Below are 17,234 nucleotides of genomic sequence, written 5' to 3' on the forward strand. Positions count from 1 at the left end.
CCGCTCCTTCCGGGAGAAAAGCCATGCACCGTCGTCCCCTCGGGCGCATCCTGCTCGGCGCCACGGGCGCCGCCCTCGCCGCCCCCGCCCTCGCCCAGTCCGCGCCGGAGGTGCGCTGGCGAATCGCCTCGGCCTTCCCGCGCAATCTCGATGTCCTCTATGGCACCGGAGAGCGGATCACCCAGCGCGTCGCGGCGCTGACCGACAACAAATTCCAGATCCGCTTCTTCGCCGCCGGCGAGATCGTCCCCGGCCTGCAGGTGCTGGACGCGGTGCAGGCCGGCACGATCGAGGGCGGCCACACCCCGGTCTACTACTACACCGGCAAGGATCCGTCCTTCGCCTTCTTCACCGCCCTGCCCTTCGGCCTGAACGCCCGGCAGAACCTAGCCTGGCTGAGCCATGGCGGCGGCGGGGAGCTCGCGGCGAAGCTGCTGCGGGACTACAACATCATCGGCTTCCCCGCCGGCGACACCGGCGCGCAGATGGGCGGCTGGTTCCGCAACGAGATCAAGTCGCTCGACGACCTGAAGGGGCTGAAGTTCCGCGTCGCCGGCCTGGCGGGCGAGATCTTCCGCCGCATGGGCGCGGTGCCGACGCAGATCGCGGCCGCCGACATCTACCCCTCGCTCGAGCGCGGCACCCTGGACGCCGTCGAATTCGTCGGGCCGCATGACGACGAGAAGCTCGGCTTCGTCCGGGTAGCGAAATACTACTACGCGCCGGGCTTCTGGGAGGCGGGCGCCCACCTGCACCTCATCACCAACCAGGCGGCCTTCGAGGCGCTGCCCGCCCCTACAAGGCGGCGATCGAGGTCGCCTGCGGCGAGGCCAATGCCGACATGCTGGCACGCTACGACCACCTGAACCCGCAGGCGCTGCGCCGGCTGGTGGTGGCGGGCGCGCAGCTCCGCTTCTGGCCGCGCGACATCATGCAGGCGGCGTGGAAGGAGGCGCACGCCCTCTATGACGAGATGGGGGCGAAGAACCCGCGCTTCGGCAGGATCTGGGCCTCCTACAAGGCCTACCGGGACGAGGAGTACCAGTGGTTCCGGGTGGCCGAGAGCAGCTTCGACAACTTCGCCTTCCCGGCGGCGCAGCCGCCGCGTTGATGTGCTGAAACCCGGGGCGGCGGTGCAGCCGCCCCGCGGGGATGCAGGGGAGCGCGGCGTCAACGCGATGGACGCCGCGCCCCGCCCTCCGGTACACGGGCGCCACCTGCCTCGGGACCTCATCGCCTCATGGACATCGCCGCGCTGCTCTCCGCCCTCGTCATGGGGGTGCTGGAAGGGCTGACCGGAATTCCTGCCCATCTCCTCGACCGGCCACCTGATCCTGCTCGGCGAGCTGATCGGCTTCCAGGGCCCGCCCGGCAAGGTCTTCGAGATCTCGATCCAGCTCGGCGCCATCTGCGCCGTCATCTGGGTGTTCCGCGAGACGCTGCTCGGCCTCGCCCGCGGCATGTGGCGGCCGGGGCGGGAGCGCTTCTACGTCACCAACCTGGCGCTCGCCTTCCTGCCGGCCGCGGTCATCGGCGCGACCCTGCACAAGACGATTACGGAAAAGCTGTTCAGCCCCTATGTGGTCTGCATCACGCTGATCCTGGGCGGCATCGCCATCATCCTGATCGAGCGGCTGCGCAAGGTGCCGAGCATCCGCTCGGTGCCGGAGATCGGCCCGGTCCCCGCCCTGCTGGTCGGCTTCGGCCAGGCCCTGGCGATGATCCCCGGCACCTCGCGGTCCGGCGCCACCATCATCACCGCCCTGCTGCTGGGCGTGGAGCGCAAGACGGCGGCCGAGTTCAGCTTCGTCCTCGCCATCCCGACCATGCTGGCGGCCACCGCCTACAGCCTGCTGAAGGTCAGGGACCAGATCTCGTTGGATGGCCTCGGCCAGATCGCGGTCGGCTTCGTCGCCGCCTTCGTCGTGGCGCTGGTCACGGTGCGCTGGGTGCTCTCGGTGATCGGCCGGATCGGCTTCACCCCCTTCGGCTGGTACCGGATCGCGCTCGGGGCGGTGATGCTGGCCTTCCTGCTGTCGCGCTGAGCCGGGGGCTACCCGGCGACGCTGCCGGGGTCGCATGTGCCGCCGCAGACGAGCACGCCGACCTGGGCGCCAGGCGGCGGCACCCAGGCGCCACACAGCAGCGCGGCCAGCGCCGTCGCGCCGCCCGGCTCGGCGACCAGCCGCGCCGCCTCCCACAGCAGGCGCTGCGCGGCGCGGATCGCCGCATCCGGCACCAGCACCGCCGCTGCCACATGGTCGCGGGCCACCGCGAACATCAGCGCGCCGACCTGCCGGGCACCGAGGCTGTCGGCCGCCAGGCCGCCGACCGGGGCCGGGACCGGCCGGCCCTCCCGCAGCGCGGTGGCGAGCGTCGGGCAGCCCTCGGGCTCGACGCTGGCGACCCGCACGCCGCTGCCGGCATACCAGGCGGCCATGCCGCCGATCAGCCCGCCGCCGCCGGTCGCCACCAGCACATGCGTCAGCCCCGGCGCATCCTCCTGGAACTCTATGGCCACGGTGCCCTGGCCCGCCAGCACCTCCGGCTGGTCATAGGCATGGATCTGCAGCGCCCCGGTCTCCGCCGCCCGGGCCTCGCTGGCCTCGCGGGCCGCGTCATAGGCCTCCCCGCCCACCACCAGCCGGGCGCCATAGGCCTCGATCCGCGCCCGCTTGGCCGGGCCGGTGATCTCCGGGACGAAGATCTCGGCCGGCACTCCCAGGGCGCGGGCGGCATAGGCCACCGCGGCGCCGTGATTGCCGCCGGAGGCGGCGATGACGCCGGCTTGCGGCAAGTCGCGCGACAGCATGCGGTTGAAGGCGCCGCGCGGCTTGAAGGACCCGCTGGCCTGGAGCAACTCCAGCTTCAGCACGATGTCGGCGGGAAGGCCGAGATCGGCGGCGGCCAGGCGCAGCAGCGGCGTCCGCCGGACCTGCGGGGCGATGCGGTGGGCGGCGGCGCGGATCGCCGCCTGATCGGGGTGACTCGACATGATGGGTCAGGGGTGGCATGGCCCCCAACTAGACGCAACCGCGGGTGCCCTTGGAAGCGCCGGGGCTTTCTGCCAAGGTCGGGCGCCTGTTTGGTGGCGACCGGGATGCTGCTTCATGCCAGTTCAGTCGCTCATGCGGGGGAAGCCGTGCTGCTGCTCGGCCCCCGGGATCCGGAAAGTCCGATCTCGTGCTGCGCCTGATCGATCAGGGCTGGCGGCTGGTGGCCGATGACCAGGTCATGGTCTCGGCCGAGGCCGGGTCGCTGCGCGCCGCTCCGCCGGCGGCGCTGCACGGGATGCTGGAGGTGCGCGGCCTCGGCATCCTGCGCGACCTTCCCGTGGCTGCCCCGGCGGTGCTGCGTCTGGTCGCCCGGCTGGTGCCGCGGGCCGAGATCCCCCGCCTGCCGGAGCCGGAGGCCTGGACCGCGGCGGGGATCACCCTGCCCGTCATCCGGCTGGACGCCTTCGCCGCCTCCGCCGCCGCCCTGCTCCGCCTCGCACTCCTGGCCGCGCTCGGCCGGGCGCGGCTGGAAGCAGGCGCCTTCACGGAATCCCAATTCACAGGACCACAGGGCGCATGACCGGGGGCCGCCCCTGCCGCATGGCCCGGGCGCCCGCCCGGTGGTGCTGGTCACCGGGCTCTCCGGCGCCGGCAAGGCCTCCATCCTCCGGGTGCTGGAGGATCTGGGCTTCGAGACGGTGGACAACCCGCCGCTCAAGGTGCTGGAGGAACTGGTGGAGGACGGCGAGGAGCCGATCGCCGCCGGCATCGACACCCGCACCCGCGGCTTCGTCCCGACCCAGGCGCTGGTCACGCTGGCGCGCCTTCGCCGCAACCCGGCGATCGCGGTGACGCTGGTCTACGTGACCGCCGAGGATGCCATCCTGCTGCGCCGCTACACCGAAACCCGGCGGCGCCACCCGCTCGCGCCGGGCGGGTCGCTCGGCAGCCGGGTGATCGACGGCATCACCCGGGAGAAGGAGTTGCTGACGCCGCTGCGGGACGCCGCCGACCTGGTCATCGACACCTCCGACCTGCCGCTGCCCAGCCTGCGCCAGATGATTGAGCAGCGCTTCCGGCCGGAGGGGACGCCGAGCCTGTCGATCCAGGTCATGTCCTTCGGCTTCCCCAGGGGCCTGCCACGCGAGGCCGAGCTGGTCTTCGACGTGCGCTTCCTGCGCAACCCGCATTACGTGCCGGCGCTGCGGCCGCAGACCGGGCGCGATGCGCCGGTCGCCGCCTATGTCGAGGGCGACCCCGACTTCCCTGGCTTCTGGACCCGGCTGGTCGGCTTCATCGATCCGCTCTTGCCGCGCTACGTCGCCGAGGGCAAGAAGTACCTCACGGTCGCGCTAGGCTGCACCGGAGGCAAGCACCGCTCGGTCCTTGTGGCCGAGCGACTGACCGCCCATCTCCGTAGCGCTGGCTGGCGTGCGGATGTGACGCATCGGGAACTTGCCCAAGGGGACTTCGCCCATCGGGAGCTTGCCGGGATGGACCCGGCGGGCGATCCCGGCCACCGCGCCGCGGCGCCCGCCTCGGGCCCGACGGAGATGACGTCCCCGCAGCACAGGCCGGGACGGGGGTCGGGGAGGCCCTGACACGCACCCCATGATCGGATTGGTTCTCGTCACCCATGGCCGCCTTGCGGATGAGCTCCGCCTCGCCATGGAACATGTGGTCGGCCCGCAACGCGCGGTGGCGACCGTCTGCATCGGCCCCGATGACGATATGGAGCAGCGCCGGCAGGATATCCGCGACAGCGTCGCCGCGGTGGACCAGGGCGACGGCGTCGTCGTGCTGACCGACATCATGGGCGGCACGCCCTGCAACCTGGCGGTCTCCATCGCCGACCGGAAGCAGGTCGAGGTGATCGCCGGGGTCAACCTGCCGCTGCTGGTCAAGCTGGCCAAGATACGCTCGTCCGAACCCCTGGCCGAGGCGGTGGACCACGCCGCCGCGGCCGGCCGCAAATACATCGCCGCCGCCGGCGACATCCCGAACGGGGTGGCGCGGGTCAATGGCAGCGCCACCGGAGGGAACAAGCCGTGAGCCACGCCGCGACCCAGCCGATCGATGCCACCACCCCCGGCTGCAGCGAGGGGGAGATGGTGTTGCGGCAGACCCTCACCATCACCAACAGCCGCGGGCTGCATGCCCGCGCCGCCGCCAAGCTGGTCACCCTGGCGGAGCGCTTCTCCGCCTGCGTCCAGGTCTCCCGCGAAGGCCAGAAGGTCCCGGCCTGCTCCATCATGGGGCTGATGATGCTGGGCGCCGGCAAGGGCAGCACGGTCGAGATCGAAGCCGAGGGCTGGGACGCCAAGGAAGCGCTCGAGGCGGTGGCCGGCCTGGTCGAGGCCGGTTTCCATGAAGAATGAGAAGACCGCGGCGCCCGAGGGGCTGAGCGCAAAGGGCGCCGACCAAACCTCCGACCGGGCCGCCGAGCGCGGCCGGGAGGCGCCGCGCAAACCGGCCGCCCGGAAGACCAAGGAACAGGCCATCCGCGGCCTGGCGATCGCCCCCGGCATCGCCATCGGCCCGGTCTACGACACCACCGAGATCCCCGCCGAGGCGCCGCGCCGGACCATTCCGCCCGGGCAGGTCGAGGCCGAGCGGCAGCGCCTGGCCGATGCCACCGCGCTGTCGCGCAAGCAGCTGAACAAGCTGAAGACCCGGCTCGGCATCCTGCCCGAGGAGGCGCAGGAGGAGCTGGCGCCGCTGCTCGACGCCTATGTGCTGATGCTGGGCAATTCCCGGCTGCTGCGCGGCGCCCGCAAGCGGATCGAGCAGGGCCTGCTGGCGGCCGAGACCGCGGTGCAGGACGAGGCCGAGGCGATCGCCGCGGCCATCATGGCCAACAAGGACGACGACCGCGCCGGGCTGAAGCGCCGCGCCGACGAGGTGCGGGAGATCGCCCGAAGGCTGACCCGCAACCTGACCGCGACCCCCTTCCGCAGCCTGAAGGAGGTGCCGGAAGGCGCCATCCTGGTGGCGGAGGAGCTGACCCCGGCCGATGCCGCGCTGCTCGATCCCTCCCGCATCGCCGGCGTCGCCACCGCCGAGGGCGGCGCCGACGGCCATACCGCCATCATGCTGCGGGCGCTCGGCATCCCCTCCGTCCTCGGCTGCGTCGGGCTGACCGAGAGCGTGACCCGCGGCGACCAGGCGGTGCTGGACGGCAGCGCCGGCACCATCGTGCTGCGCCCCGGCGCCGCGGCGCTGGAGCGGGGCCGGGAAGCGCTGGCCGCCTTCGCCAAGGAGCGCGCCAAGCTCGCCAAGCTGCGCCGCCTGCCGGCGGTGACCACGGATGGCGAGCCGGTGGAGCTGCAGGCCAATCTCGAGATCCCGGCCGAGCTGCCGCTGATCGCCCAGGCCGGCGCCCAGGGAATCGGCCTGCTGCGCACCGAATTCCTCTTCATGAACCGCGAGGACCTGCCGGACGAGGAGGCGCAGACCCTCGCCTACAGCCAGATCCTGGAAGCCATGGGCGGCGACCCGGTGACCATCCGGGTCCTCGACTGGGGCGGCGAGAAGGACATGGAGGCGCTCGGCGAAGGCATCGCGCCGACCCATGCCGGGCCGAACCCGGCGCTCGGCCTGCGCGGGTTGCGGCTGCTGCTGAAGCGGCCGGAGCTGCTGGAGGCGCATCGTCGCCGCCATCCTGCGCGTGGCGGATCGCGGCCAGGTCCGCATCCTGCTGCCGATGGTGACCAACCCGTCCGAGGTGAAGCAGGCGCGCGAGATCTACGAGCGCGTCGCCAAGCGGCTGAAGCGGAAGGGCGTGCACCTGCCGGACAAGCTGCCCGACCTCGGGGTGATGATCGAGACGCCGGGCGCCGCGCTGGCCGCCGATGCGATCGCCCTCGAGGCGGACTTCTTCGCCATCGGCACCAACGACCTGGCCATGTACACCCTGGCGGTGGACCGGGCGGAGGCCGAGGTCTCCCACCTCTACGACCCGCTGCACCCGGCGGTGCTGCGGCTGATGCAATCCGCCACGGAAGCGGCGCTCCGGCTGCGCATGCCGGTCTCGGTCTGCGGCGAGATGGCGGGCAATCCGCGGCTGGTGCCGCTGCTGCTGGGCTTGGGCATCCGCTCGCTGTCGATGAATGCCAGCGCGATCCCCCGGGTGAAGCAGGCGGTGAGGTCGCTCGATATCTCCGACTGCGCCCGCTTCGCGCGGCGGGTGATGGAACAGTCGGACCCGGCGCGGATCCACGAGCTCGTCATGGGCTTCGGGACGGAGAAGGCCTGAGGACGGCGGGACGGCCCTTCGCTCCGGCTCAAAAAACCGAGACTTCGTCCAGGATTTGTACCTGCCGCTTGGCGGAATGCCCCGGGCGCCTCCGGAACCGGTTCATTAGCCGCTTGATTCGGCAGGCTTCCGGCGCCGCGCCGCCGACGCCTTCCCCGCGCGGGCGAAAGCCGCGCCCCAAGGCCCGGCGCATTTGGTTTTTGAGCGCCATCGCTTCGCTCTTTTAAGGTTCCGACCTGCACGCCAAGGCCCGGAGAGGCCGGTCCGTGCGGGGGCGTCGGCGCCCCGGCCTGCCGGGGAGCATGCAAGACGCGAAGGAAACGTCCGATGAAGAAGCTCCTGGCGATCACCGCCCTGCTCTCCCCCATGCTGCTCTCCGCCGCGGCGCGCGCCGATGAGGCCGGGCCGGATGGCGGCAGCTGCGGCATCCCCAATGCCGTCGTCGCGCAGCTCCAGGGCACGCTGGGCGCCGTCGTCGCCGAGAACAACGGCGGCATCTTCAGCCCGAACCGCATGTGGTCGGCGGTGGTGGACCGGCAGGGGCGGCTCTGCTCGGTGATCCGCGTGGGCGATGCCTGGCCCGGCAGCCGGGCGATCGCCATGGCCAAGGCGTCCACCGCCAACGACTTCAGCAACGACGCGCTCGCCCTCTCGACCGCCAACCTCTATTCGCCGACCCAGCCGGGCGGCTCGCTCTACGGGCTGAACAACTCCAACCCCTTCAACCCGGCCTTCCTCATCCAGGGAAATCCGCCGCTGTCCCAGGCGCTGATGAAGGCCTTCGGCAACACGCCTGGCGGCATCATCACCTTCGGCGGCGGCGTGCCGCTCTATTCCGGCGGCAAGGTGATCGGCGGGCTCGGCGTCAGCGGCGACAGCGCCTGCGCCGACCACGCCATCGCCTACCGGATGCGGCGCCTGGTCGGGCTGGACAGCATCCCGGGCGGCGTCGGCCCCGGCGGGACCGACAACATCCTTTACCTGGCCGCGGGCGAGGCGCCGAACGGCTTCAAGCACCCGCACTGCTTCCCGAGCGACGTGGAGCCCTGATGGCGCGGTGACCCGGGCCGGCCGCCGCGCTCAGCGCTTCCTGGCGGGCGGCCTTGGCCGGGCCGCGGCCTTCACCCCGGCCGCCATCTGCCGCTTCGCCGCCGCGGTCATCGCCCCGCGCGCCGCCCCGGCCCAGGCATTGGCGGCGCTGAGCCATAGGCTGAGAAACGGGTTCTTCTTCGTCCAGGGGTTCGCCATGCCTGGGAAACGCCACCCGGCGGCGGCCGTTGCGTGACGCAGCATGGTGCCGCGCGGGGCTTGCGCGCAGCATGCAGGACAGCGGCAGCAGCGGGCATGGCATGGCCAAGGACGAGCTGGACGGATTGCGCGGCGAGATCGTCGCGCTGGAAACCGCGCTGGCCTCGGCCTTCGGCGAAATCGCCGTGCTGCGCGCGGCGATCAGCGGCGGCGGCACCCCGGCGGCGCTGGCCGCGATGGAGGCGATGGCGGCGCAGCTCGAGGGATCGGTGCTGCGCGGGGTGATCGGCGCGGAACAGGAAGGGCGGCCCCAGGCCTCCGCCGGCTTCGAGCGGCGCATGGAGCAGATCGCCCATGCGCTGCGCAACGCGATCGCCTTTCGCGAGAGCTAGGGGTCTAGGTCCCCGCCAGCATCGCGTCGGCGATCTTCTCGGCGGTCATCAGCACCGGGAAATTCGTGTTGGCGCAGGGCACCACCGGGAAGATCGAGGCATCGACCACCCGCAGCCCCTCCATCCCCCGTACCCGTCCCTGGTTGTCCACCACCGCCATCGGATCCTCGTCCCGGCCCATGCGGCAGGAACAGCTGGCATGCCAGACGCCGATCGTCGCCTTGCGGATGAAAGCCTCCAGCGCCTCCTCGTCCTCCATCACCTGGCGGAAGGTGAAGCCCTCGACCACGTAGCGCTCGATCAGCCAGGACCGCAGCGCCGGCGGCCCGTCCAGCAGCGTTGCGATCGCCTTGGTGAGCCAGCGGTTCTTCTCGTTCACCACCCCGATGGCGCGGACCTTGTCGCTATAGGCCGCCGGGAAGGGGTCGGTGGTGACGGCCGCCAGCGGCGCCGAGAGCTGCATCGCCGCCAGCATGCGGAAGCCGCTCATCAACCGGTCGAGGTCGCGGCGGTCCGACAGAAGGTTGAACTCCACCACCGGCTCATCCCGCCAGTCGGTGGAGGCCAGCCGCACCTGGCCAGCCTCGGAATAGGTCTTGTTGACGAAGGCGAGCAGCGAGGCGACCTGCTGCCCCACCGCATGCCAGGCCGACTTGCTGGCGACGGCGACGAACATGTCGCCCTTCGGCGTCTCCGGCAGGCCCGAGGAATAGCGCAGGCCGAGCAGGATATGCCGGCGCGAATGCGCGTCCGTCAGCCGCGCCGGGCGGCGGATGAAGGAGGAAAGCGAGATCGAGGGATGGTCCATCAGCCGCTGGCCGACGCCGGGCAACGCCGAGCGGACCTCGATCCCCATCTCCCTGAGGTGCCCGACCGGGCCGATGCCGTTGCGCAGCAGGATGGCCGGGGAGTGGATGGCGCCGGAGGAGAGGATCACCTCCGCCCCGCGGAACTCCCGCACCTGCCCCTTCACCATGGCGGAGACGCCGATGCAGCGGTTGCCCTCGAAGAGCAGCCCGCTGACCTGGGTCTCGGTCGAGATGGTCAGGTTCTCCCGCGCCCGCACCTGCGGGTTCAGGTAGCCGACCGCGGCGGAGACGCGCTTCTTGCCGTCGATCGAGGCGGTGACGGGGAAGTAGCCGTCCTCGAACTTGCCGTTCTGGTCGGGCAGGTACTTGAAGCCGGCGAGGCGAAAGGCCTCGCCGGCGGCCTTGGTGTGGTCGCACCAGCGCTCGGCCGGGATGCGGGTGACGGTGATGTGGCCGTCCTTGCCGTGCCATTCGTCGGCGAAGTCGAGGTCGTGCTCGACCTTCCGGAAAAGGGCAGCACGCTGTCCCAGTTCCAGCCGGCGGCGCCGCGCTGCTCCCACTCGTCGAAATCGGTCGGCGCGCCGCGATTGGCCATCTGCCCGTTGATGGACGACCCACCGCCGAGCACCCGCGCCTGCTCGTACTTCCGCAGCGGCGGCGGGGCGGCGTCCGGGTTGTTGTGGGAGACGACCTGGGTGCGGACCTTGAGGTTGGTCCAGTGGAAGCGCGGGTCGAAATAGGCGGTGCCGGGATAGGTGTCCTCGATCTCCTTCGGCACCTGGCCCGGCGGCGTGTCCTGCCCGGCTTCCAGCAGCAGCACGCGGTTGGCGGACCGCGCCGAGAGCCGGTTGGCGAGCACCGAGCCGGCCGAGCCGCCGCCGACGATGATGTGGCTGTAGTCCACGCGTTTCCCCCGATTGCCGTACGTGCCGCAGCGATACCATGCATCGCGCGCGCGTGGCACAGGGGGCGCCATGGCGGCGCCGGCGGACCCGGCGAAAGTCTCGGTCCGGGGCCGGCGTCGGCCTTCAGGCGACCAGGTCGACGGCCGGTTGCGGGGCCGGCGTCGCGGTCTCCTCGCCGACGCTGCAATGCATCACCCGGTCCTTCCCCGCGGCCTTGGCGGCGTACATCAGCGAATCCACCGCGGCGATCGCGCCCGCCTCGTCGGCCGGAGCGCCGAGGAAGGAGACGGCGCCGACCGAGACGGTGACGGGACGGTCGAGCAGCGCCATGCGCGCCCGCACCGCCAGCCGGACCCGCTCGGCGATGGCCGGCACGTTCACGCCCTCGATGCCGGTCAGGATGGCGGCGAGTTCGTCGCCGCCGATGCGGGCGGGCAGGTCCGCCCGCCGCATGCAGGAGGCGAGGGCGGCCGAGACGTCCCGCAGCACGGCATCCCCGGCGGCATGGCCATGCATGTCGTTCACCCGCTTGAAGCCGTCGAGATCGAGGTACAGCAACCCGAAGGCGTCACCGTCCCGCCGCTGGCAGGCGATGGCCTCGGCAAGCGCATCGAGGAAGGCGCGGCGGTTGGCGATCCCGGTCAGCGGATCGGTCAGGGCCATGTCGCGGACCCGGATGGCGGTGCGGTGCAGCTCGATCGTCGTCACCACGGCGCGAGCGAGCGAGGTGAGCGTGCGCTGCTGGATGGTGTCCAGCGCGCGCGGCACATGGTCGATGACGCAGAGCGTGCCGAGTGCGTGGCCATCGGGGGTGACCAGCGGGGCGCCGGCATAGAAGCGGATCTTCGGCTCGCCGGTCACCAGGGGATTGTCGGCGAAGCGCGGGTCGCGAGCGGCGTCCTTCACCATCAGCAGCCGCGTGGGATCGAGGATCGCATGGGCGCAGAAGGACGCGTCCCGCGAGGTCTGCTCGGCATCCAGCCCCTGGCGCGACTTGAACCACTGCCTGTCGGCATCGACCAGGGAGATGAGCGCAATGGGGCTGCCGGTGAGTGCGGCGGCCAGGCTGGTCAGGTCGTCGAAGGCCGCTTCGCAGCGGGTGTCGAGGATGTCGCAGGCGCGGAGCGCGGCCAGGCGCTCGGCTTCGGTTGCGGGCAGGGCGGCGCGCGGCATCGTCGAAGGTGTCCCGGGTGGCGAATGGTGTGGCGCCGGGACAGCTCCGTCGCGGCGCGAGCAGCATTAGATGATTAGGTTTCTGATTTCATTCAAAATCAACTTAAAGGTTTATTCCTGCCGCCAAGGCCGGGCGCGGGGCGGCTGCCGCTTCGCCCGCGGGCGCCCAGGCGCTAAGGTCATCGCAATGCCTCCGGCCCAGCCCGCCCGCGCACGCCGCCCCGCCGCCCCCGCGGCGCGGCGCCAGCCGCGCGCGGCCCCCGCTGCCATCCCCCTGCATCGCCCGCGCGCCGCCGCGGCCGGTCCCTGCTGGGCTGGCTGGTGCAGGGGCTGGTCTGGGGCAGCATCGCGCTGTTCCTGCTGCTGCTGTTCTTCGCCTGGGACCTGCCGCGGGTAGATGGCGTCCCCGCCGCCACGCGCCGCCCCTCCGTCACCCTGCTCTCCGCGGATGGCGCCATGCTGGCGACCCAGGGCGACCTGTACGGGGAGACGGTGCGGCTGCGCGACCTGCCGCCGGCCCTGCCGGCCGCGCTGATGGCGGTGGAGGACCGCCGCTTCCGCAGCCATTGGGGCATCGATCCCATCGGCCTGGCCCGCGCCGCGGTGGCGAACTGGAAGGCCGGGGAGGTGGTGCAGGGCGGCTCCACCCTGACCCAGCAGCTGGCCAAGAACCTGTTCCTGACCACCGAGCGCACCACCCGCCGCAAGGTGCAGGAAGCCCTGCTGGCGCTGTGGCTGGAACGCCGCTTCAGCAAGGACCAGCTGCTCGAGATCTACCTCAACCGGGTCTATCTGGGCGCCGGGGCCTATGGCGTCGATGCCGCGTCGCGGCTGTTCTTCGGCGTCCCGGCGAAGCGGGTGACGCTCTGGCAGGCGGCGATGCTGGCCGGGCTGCCCAAGGCGCCGTCGCGGCTCAACCCCCGCTCCTCGCCCGACCTCGCCGTCTCCCGCGCCTCCGAGGTGCTGGAGGCGATGGTCGAGACCGGCGCCATCACCCAGGGGCAGATGGAGGCCGAGCTCGGCCGCATGCGGATCCCGCCGCCGGCCTCCCGACAGGCCGGCTGGTTCGCCGACTGGGCGCTGGAGGACCTGGCCGAGACCTTCCCAGGCAATGCCGACCTGGTGCTGCGCGCGACGCTGAACGCCAAGCTGCAGGCGGTGGTCGAGGCGCGGCTGGAGGCGCTGCTGGCCGGCCCCGGGGCGCGGGCCGGGGTCACCCAGGGCGCCGTGGTGGTGCTGGATGCGGCGACCGGCGCGGTCCGCGCCATGGCCGGCGGCCGGGACTTCCGCGCCAGCCAGTTCAACCGCGCGACCAGCGCCCGGCGCCAGCCCGGCTCCGCCTTCAAGCCCTTCGTCTACCTGGCGGCGCTGGAGAAGGGCATGCGGCCGGATGACGAGGTCTCCGACGCGCCGCTCACCCTCGGCAACTGGTCGCCGGGCAACGGGACCTGGAAGCCGCGCGGCGAGATCACGATGGAGGAGGCCCTGGCGCAGTCGGTGAACACGGCGGCGGTGCGGGTGCTGTTCCGCGCCGGCGGCCCGCGCGCGGCGGCCGAGGCGGCGCGGCGGCTCGGGCTCGAGGGCCGCTTCCCGAACGACGCCTCGATCGCCCTCGGCACCGGGGAGGTGACGCTGCTGGACCTCGCTGCGGCCTATGCCGGCTTCGCCAATGGCGGCATGCGGGTGACCCCCTTCGGCATCGCCGGCGCCCAGGCCACCGGCGCCGCCCTGGCCGTCCCCCGCCCGGCGCCGCGCCGCGCCCTGGCGGCCGAGGATGCGGCAGCGATGCGGCGGATGCTGGAGGCGGCGGTGTCGCGCGGGACCGGCCGCTCCGCCGCCATCGGCGGCCGCAGCATCGCCGGCAAGACCGGCACCACCCAGGATTTCCGCGACGCCTGGTTCATCGGCTTTGGCGGCCCTGCCGGCGGGGGGCTCGCCGGCACCACCGTCATCGGGGTCTGGCTGGGCAATGACGATGCCCGGCCGATGGACAGCGTCAGCGGCGGCAGCCTGCCGGCGCGGTTGTTCCACGACATCACGGAATCCGGATTGTAGCTTCGGTGTCGCATCCGGCCGGGAATTCCGCGCCACGCGTGGGTGCAGGACGCGCCGCGAGGCGTTAGATGCCAAGGCGTAGGATGGACCTCGGGCCAGGGGCAGGACCGGACGATGCAGTCGGAGGACCAGGCGCTGCGGCGCAAGGCGGAGCGAATCGTGGCGGCCGCCAGGCTGGCCCGCACCGTGCAGCACGACATCAACAATCTGCTGACCGTCATCTTCGCCAACCTGGAGATGCTGAAGCGCAGCGCGGCCGAGGGCGCGCCCCAACGCCAGCTCGGCCGGGTGGAGGAAGCCGCCCGCCGCTTCGAGGGCACCAGCCGCGCCATCCTGGCCTTCATCCGCCGCCCGGCCGGGGAGGTCGTGCCGGTCCGGCTGAGCGAGATCCTGGCCGCGCTGCAGCCGCTGCTGCATATGATCCTCTCGGGGCCCGGCGCGCTGTCCCTCGCCCCGGCCGAGGCCGACCCGCCGGTGCTGCTGGAACGCACCGCGCTGGAGGAGGCGCTGCTGGCCCTGGCGGCGCAGATCGCCGAGACCCAGCCGCGCGGCCCGGCCCTGGCCCTGGCGGTGACGGCCGAGGCCGACGGCGCGCAGCTGACCCTGGCCACCCCCGCCGGCCTGGCGCCGCCGGCGCTCGAGGCGGTGGCCGAGGCGCTTCCGCGCCGCCGGCGGGACGGCGGCGGCGGAAGGGGAGACCCTCCGGCTCGGCCTGCCGCGGCACGTCGCCGCGCCCTACAGGCCTCTGCCCCGCGCCGGGCGGGGCCGACGCCCCGGGATTGGGCAAACCCCGCCTGTTTCCCTCGCAGCCGTTGCGCTCCGTGCGGTTTCGTCGGGCCGCTTCGCATCCGCGCCGCTCTCTGCTATCGGCGACGGCCCCCGGCGGGGCCGGAGACGCGGCGCGACGATGCCGCATTGCCTTCCCCGGCCCTGCTGGCGCAGCATTTGCTGGGCACAAGCAACAGGGATGGCCGCCCCAGGCGGCAACAACGGGAGACGGATTTATATGCAGCCCTTCGGGCTTTCACTCGCACGCGTCCTGGGCACCGCCGCGCTCGGCCTCGGCCTGGTCCTGCCGGGCCTCGCCCGGGCGCAGGCGCCAGCCAATGCGGCCAACACCTTCGATGCGGTCAAGTCGCGCGGCCAGCTGGTCTGCGGCGTGAACACCGGCCTGGCCGGCTTCGCCCAGCCGGACAGCCAGGGCGTCTGGCGCGGCTTCGATACCGAGTATTGCCGCGCCATCGCCGCCGCCATCTTCGGCGACGCCAGCAAGGTGCGCTTCGTCCCGACCACGGCGCAGGTGCGCTTCACCGCGCTGCAGTCGGGCGAGGTGGACGTGCTGTCCCGCAACACCACCTGGACCCTGTCGCGCGACACCTCGCTCGGCCTCGACTTCGCCGCGACCAATTTCTTCGACGGCCAGGGCTTCATGGTGAAGTCGAGCCTCGGCGTGAAGTCGGCCAAGGAGCTGGAGGGCGCGACGATCTGCGTGCAGCCCGGCACCACGACCGAGCAGAACCTGACCGACTGGTCGCGCGCCAACAAGATCAAGTTCACCCCGGTGGTGATCGAGCGGCTGGAGGAGATCGTCGGCGCCTACGTCTCCGGCCGCTGCGACGCCTACACCACCGACGTCTCCGGCCTGGCCGCGACACGCTCGGCCCAGCCGAAGCCGGACGACCACCTGATCCTGCCCGAGGTCATCAGCAAGGAGCCGCTGGCCCTCGGCGTCCGGCAGGGCGATGCCCGCTTCGCCGACGTCGTCCGCTGGACCCACTTCCTGCTGCTGAGCGCCGAGGAATTCGGCGTGACCCAGGCCAATGTGGACAAGATGGCGAACGACCCGCGGCCCGAGGTGAAGCGGATGTTCAGCAAGGATGGCGGGCTCGGCCCGATGCTCGGCCTGCCCGAGCTCTGGGCGGTCAGCGTCATCAAGGCGGTCGGGAATGACGGGAGCTGTTCGACCGCACGCTGAAGCCGATCGGCATCCAGCGCGGGCCGAACGCGCTCTGGACCAATGGCGGGCTGCAATACTCGCCGCCCTTCCGCTGATCGCTGGCGGGGCCGGCGCAGGCCGGCCCCGCATCCCAGAGGCCTGACCAGGACAGAAGGGCGCGCCATGTCCCAGACCACCATCGACCCGAGGTCGCTGCGGGCCCCGCCCAGGCGGCCCTTGCGCCTGTCCTGGTCGGACGAGCGGGTGCGCGCCATCGTCTGGCAGGTGCTCGTCGTCGGCGTCATCGGTGCCATCGTCTGGTGGCTCTGGTCCAACACCGTCCACAATCTGGAAGTCCGGCGCATCGCCACCGGCTTCGGCTTCCTCGGGCGGGAGGCCGGGCTGCCGATCGCCGAGAGCCTGATCGAGTACAGCCCGACCGACACCTACCTGCGGGCGCTGACCGTCGGCCTGCTGAACACGCTGAAGGTCGCCGTCGTCGGCATCGTCCTGGCGACCGTGCTCGGCACCCTGATCGGCATTGCCCGGCTGTCGAAGAACTGGCTGCTGGCGAAGATCGCCGCGGTCTATGTCGAGGTCATCCGCGACCTGCCGCTGCTGCTGCAGCTGCTGTTCTGGTACGCGCTGCTGCAGGGCCTGCCCGGGCCGCGCCAGGCGCTGCAGCCGGTGGGCGGCGTCTTCCTGTCCAACCGCGGCCTGAAGCTGCCCTGGATCGAATGGCAGGACGCGCATTCCTTCGCGCTGATCGCCTTCCTGCTCGGCGCCGTCGGCACCTGGCTCTACCGCCGAGCGGCGATCGCCAAGCGGATGCAGGACGGAAGGCCGCGCGCGGTCTGGCCGGTGGCGGTCGGCGCCATGCTGGTGCTGCCGTTGGCCGTCTGGGCGGCGCTCGGCGCGCCCTGGACCATCGACTGGCCGGCGCTGCGCGGCTTCAACTTCCGCGGCGGCATCTCCATGTCGCCGGAATACTTCGCCCTGCTGCTCGGCCTGACGCTCTACACCGCCGGCTTCATCGCCGAGATCGTCCGCGCCGGCATCCTGGCGGTGCCGCACGGCCAGTGGGAGGCGGCGCAGGCGCTCGGCCTGCATCCCGGCCAGGTGCTGCGGCAGATCGTGCTGCCCCAGGCGCTGCGCGTCATCGTCCCGCCGATGACCAGCCAGTACCTGAACATCACCAAGAACAGCAGCTTGGCCGTCGCCATCGGCTACCAGGACATCGTCTCGATCGCCAACACCACGCTGAACCAGACCGGCCAGGCGATCGAGGGCATCGCCATCATCATGCTGGTGTATCTGACGATCAGCCTGTCGATCAGTTTCTTCATGAATTGGTACAACGCGCGCATCGCGCTGGTGGAGAGGTGACGGTGATGCGCGCATTGTCGTTGTTTGCCTTCGCTGGTCCGAGGGCCAGTTACGCGGCGAAAATCGCCCTGGTGGAGCG

Annotated in this window: 17 protein-coding genes and 2 pseudogenes; 14 read left to right on the forward strand and 5 right to left on the reverse strand. The window is 71.9% G+C overall.

All coding sequences use genetic code 11. The features are described from left to right. Positions 1 to 23 precede the first annotated feature (23 nt). The 3 genes from ACQ86J_RS17190 (at position 24) to ACQ86J_RS17200 (ending at position 2,045) form a co-directional block, all read left to right on the forward strand. Entirely contained in the window at positions 24 to 866 is an 843-nt protein-coding gene (locus tag ACQ86J_RS17190) for a TRAP transporter substrate-binding protein (RefSeq protein WP_431272053.1), read from the forward strand. After that, positions 842 to 1,111, forward strand: coding sequence for a hypothetical protein (locus tag ACQ86J_RS17195; protein ID WP_431272054.1), 270 nt, complete (start codon positions 842 to 844; stop codon positions 1,109 to 1,111). Before ACQ86J_RS17190 ends, ACQ86J_RS17195 begins: the two co-directional genes overlap by 25 nt. A 238-nt stretch (positions 1,112 to 1,349) precedes the next feature. Next, positions 1,350 to 2,045, forward strand: coding sequence for an undecaprenyl-diphosphate phosphatase (locus tag ACQ86J_RS17200; RefSeq protein WP_431272436.1), 696 nt, complete (start codon positions 1,350 to 1,352; stop codon positions 2,043 to 2,045). An 8-nt stretch (positions 2,046 to 2,053) separates the two neighbouring features. On the opposite strand, the gene ACQ86J_RS17205 is transcribed toward ACQ86J_RS17200, so the two are convergent. Further along, positions 2,054 to 2,995, reverse strand: coding sequence for a serine/threonine dehydratase (locus ACQ86J_RS17205; protein ID WP_431272055.1), 942 nt, complete (start codon positions 2,993 to 2,995; stop codon positions 2,054 to 2,056). A 188-nt stretch (positions 2,996 to 3,183) separates the two neighbouring features. On the opposite strand from ACQ86J_RS17205, the gene ACQ86J_RS17210 reads away from it, so the two are divergent. From ACQ86J_RS17210 to ACQ86J_RS17240, 7 genes and pseudogenes are all read left to right on the forward strand, one after another. Continuing rightward, positions 3,184 to 3,576 (forward strand): HPr kinase/phosphorylase, encoded by a 393-nt coding sequence (locus tag ACQ86J_RS17210; protein WP_431272056.1) that lies wholly within the window; start codon positions 3,184 to 3,186, stop codon positions 3,574 to 3,576. A 40-nt stretch (positions 3,577 to 3,616) separates the two neighbouring features. Further along, positions 3,617 to 4,597, forward strand: a complete 981-nt coding sequence (gene rapZ / locus ACQ86J_RS17215) for an RNase adapter RapZ (RefSeq protein ID WP_431272057.1) — start codon at positions 3,617 to 3,619, stop codon at positions 4,595 to 4,597. 10 nt (positions 4,598 to 4,607) lie between these two features. Continuing rightward, the gene (locus ACQ86J_RS17220) at positions 4,608 to 5,048 is read left to right on the forward strand and encodes a PTS sugar transporter subunit IIA (RefSeq protein ID WP_431272058.1); all 441 of its coding nucleotides are present in this window, start codon (positions 4,608 to 4,610) and stop codon (positions 5,046 to 5,048) included. Between the two features lie 56 nt (positions 5,049 to 5,104). After that, positions 5,105 to 5,374 (forward strand): HPr family phosphocarrier protein, encoded by a 270-nt coding sequence (locus ACQ86J_RS17225; protein WP_133289240.1) that lies wholly within the window; start codon positions 5,105 to 5,107, stop codon positions 5,372 to 5,374. After that, a pseudogene (locus ACQ86J_RS17230) lies at positions 5,364 to 6,581 on the forward strand (putative PEP-binding protein); the annotation flags it as partial. The gene ACQ86J_RS17225 and the pseudogene ACQ86J_RS17230, both read left to right, overlap by 11 nt. 118 nt (positions 6,582 to 6,699) lie before the next feature. Next, positions 6,700 to 7,251 carry a putative PEP-binding protein gene (locus ACQ86J_RS17235; RefSeq protein ID WP_431272437.1) on the forward strand — a complete coding sequence of 184 codons (552 nt, stop codon included), beginning with the start codon at positions 6,700 to 6,702 and terminating at the stop codon, positions 7,249 to 7,251. Between the two features lie 327 nt (positions 7,252 to 7,578). Then, positions 7,579 to 8,301, forward strand: coding sequence for a GlcG/HbpS family heme-binding protein (locus tag ACQ86J_RS17240; RefSeq protein WP_431272059.1), 723 nt, complete (start codon positions 7,579 to 7,581; stop codon positions 8,299 to 8,301). Between the two features lie 30 nt (positions 8,302 to 8,331). Here the strand turns inward: ACQ86J_RS17240 and ACQ86J_RS17245 are convergent, their stop codons facing one another. After that, positions 8,332 to 8,499, reverse strand: coding sequence for a hypothetical protein (locus ACQ86J_RS17245; protein WP_431272060.1), 168 nt, complete (start codon positions 8,497 to 8,499; stop codon positions 8,332 to 8,334). Between the two features lie 71 nt (positions 8,500 to 8,570). On the opposite strand from ACQ86J_RS17245, the gene ACQ86J_RS17250 reads away from it, so the two are divergent. Next, positions 8,571 to 8,891: a hypothetical protein gene (locus ACQ86J_RS17250; RefSeq protein ID WP_431272061.1), complete on the forward strand. Its 321-nt coding sequence runs from the start codon at positions 8,571 to 8,573 to the stop codon at positions 8,889 to 8,891. Positions 8,892 to 8,895: 4 nt separating this feature from the next. Here the strand turns inward: ACQ86J_RS17250 and ACQ86J_RS17255 are convergent, their stop codons facing one another. The 3 genes and pseudogenes from ACQ86J_RS17255 to ACQ86J_RS17265 all read right to left on the reverse strand — a co-directional run bounded on the left by ACQ86J_RS17255 (position 8,896) and on the right by ACQ86J_RS17265 (position 11,778). After that, entirely contained in the window at positions 8,896 to 9,747 is an 852-nt protein-coding gene (locus tag ACQ86J_RS17255; RefSeq protein WP_431272438.1) for a GMC oxidoreductase, read from the reverse strand. Next, a pseudogene (locus tag ACQ86J_RS17260) lies at positions 9,748 to 10,676 on the reverse strand (GMC family oxidoreductase); the annotation flags it as partial. A gap of 52 nt (positions 10,677 to 10,728) precedes the next feature. After that, entirely contained in the window at positions 10,729 to 11,778 is a 1,050-nt protein-coding gene (locus tag ACQ86J_RS17265; protein ID WP_431272062.1) for a diguanylate cyclase, read from the reverse strand. A 321-nt stretch (positions 11,779 to 12,099) separates the two neighbouring features. Here ACQ86J_RS17265 and ACQ86J_RS17270 point away from each other — a divergent pair, with 321 nt between their 5' ends. From ACQ86J_RS17270 to ACQ86J_RS17280, 3 genes are all read left to right on the forward strand, one after another. After that, the gene (locus ACQ86J_RS17270) at positions 12,100 to 13,833 is read left to right on the forward strand and encodes a transglycosylase domain-containing protein (protein WP_431272063.1); all 1,734 of its coding nucleotides are present in this window, start codon (positions 12,100 to 12,102) and stop codon (positions 13,831 to 13,833) included. Positions 13,834 to 14,839: 1,006 nt separating this feature from the next. Next, complete coding sequence (locus tag ACQ86J_RS17275) at positions 14,840 to 15,808, forward strand: amino acid ABC transporter substrate-binding protein (protein WP_431272064.1); 969 nt, start codon at positions 14,840 to 14,842, stop codon at positions 15,806 to 15,808. A 144-nt stretch (positions 15,809 to 15,952) separates the two neighbouring features. Further along, on the forward strand, positions 15,953 to 17,155 hold the full coding sequence (locus ACQ86J_RS17280) for an amino acid ABC transporter permease (RefSeq protein ID WP_431272065.1): 1,203 nt from the start codon (positions 15,953 to 15,955) through the stop codon (positions 17,153 to 17,155). Positions 17,156 to 17,234 lie beyond the last annotated feature (79 nt).

This window comes from Dankookia sp. P2 (assembly GCF_050632255.1).
In the GTDB taxonomy this organism is placed as follows: Bacteria; Pseudomonadota; Alphaproteobacteria; order Acetobacterales; family Acetobacteraceae; genus Paracraurococcus.

Excerpts from the sequence above, each read along its gene's own strand:
- ACQ86J_RS17190 (WP_431272053.1), top strand. The coding sequence starts at position 24 with ATGCACCGTCGTCCCCTCGGGCGCATCCTGCTCGGCGCCACGGGCGCC.
- ACQ86J_RS17195 (WP_431272054.1), top strand. The coding sequence starts at position 842 with ATGCTGGCACGCTACGACCACCTGAACCCGCAGGCGCTGCGCCGGCTG.
- ACQ86J_RS17205 (WP_431272055.1), bottom strand. The coding sequence starts at position 2,995 with ATGTCGAGTCACCCCGATCAGGCGGCGATCCGCGCCGCCGCCCACCGC.
- ACQ86J_RS17220 (WP_431272058.1), top strand. The coding sequence starts at position 4,608 with ATGATCGGATTGGTTCTCGTCACCCATGGCCGCCTTGCGGATGAGCTC.
- ACQ86J_RS17225 (WP_133289240.1), top strand. The coding sequence starts at position 5,105 with ATGGTGTTGCGGCAGACCCTCACCATCACCAACAGCCGCGGGCTGCAT.
- ACQ86J_RS17235 (WP_431272437.1), top strand. The coding sequence starts at position 6,700 with ATGGTGACCAACCCGTCCGAGGTGAAGCAGGCGCGCGAGATCTACGAG.
- ACQ86J_RS17240 (WP_431272059.1), top strand. The coding sequence starts at position 7,579 with ATGAAGAAGCTCCTGGCGATCACCGCCCTGCTCTCCCCCATGCTGCTC.
- ACQ86J_RS17245 (WP_431272060.1), bottom strand. The coding sequence starts at position 8,499 with ATGGCGAACCCCTGGACGAAGAAGAACCCGTTTCTCAGCCTATGGCTC.
- ACQ86J_RS17250 (WP_431272061.1), top strand. The coding sequence starts at position 8,571 with ATGCAGGACAGCGGCAGCAGCGGGCATGGCATGGCCAAGGACGAGCTG.
- ACQ86J_RS17255 (WP_431272438.1), bottom strand. The coding sequence starts at position 9,747 with ATGGGGATCGAGGTCCGCTCGGCGTTGCCCGGCGTCGGCCAGCGGCTG.
- ACQ86J_RS17265 (WP_431272062.1), bottom strand. The coding sequence starts at position 11,778 with ATGCCGCGCGCCGCCCTGCCCGCAACCGAAGCCGAGCGCCTGGCCGCG.
- ACQ86J_RS17275 (WP_431272064.1), top strand. The coding sequence starts at position 14,840 with ATGCAGCCCTTCGGGCTTTCACTCGCACGCGTCCTGGGCACCGCCGCG.
- ACQ86J_RS17280 (WP_431272065.1), top strand. The coding sequence starts at position 15,953 with ATGTCCCAGACCACCATCGACCCGAGGTCGCTGCGGGCCCCGCCCAGG.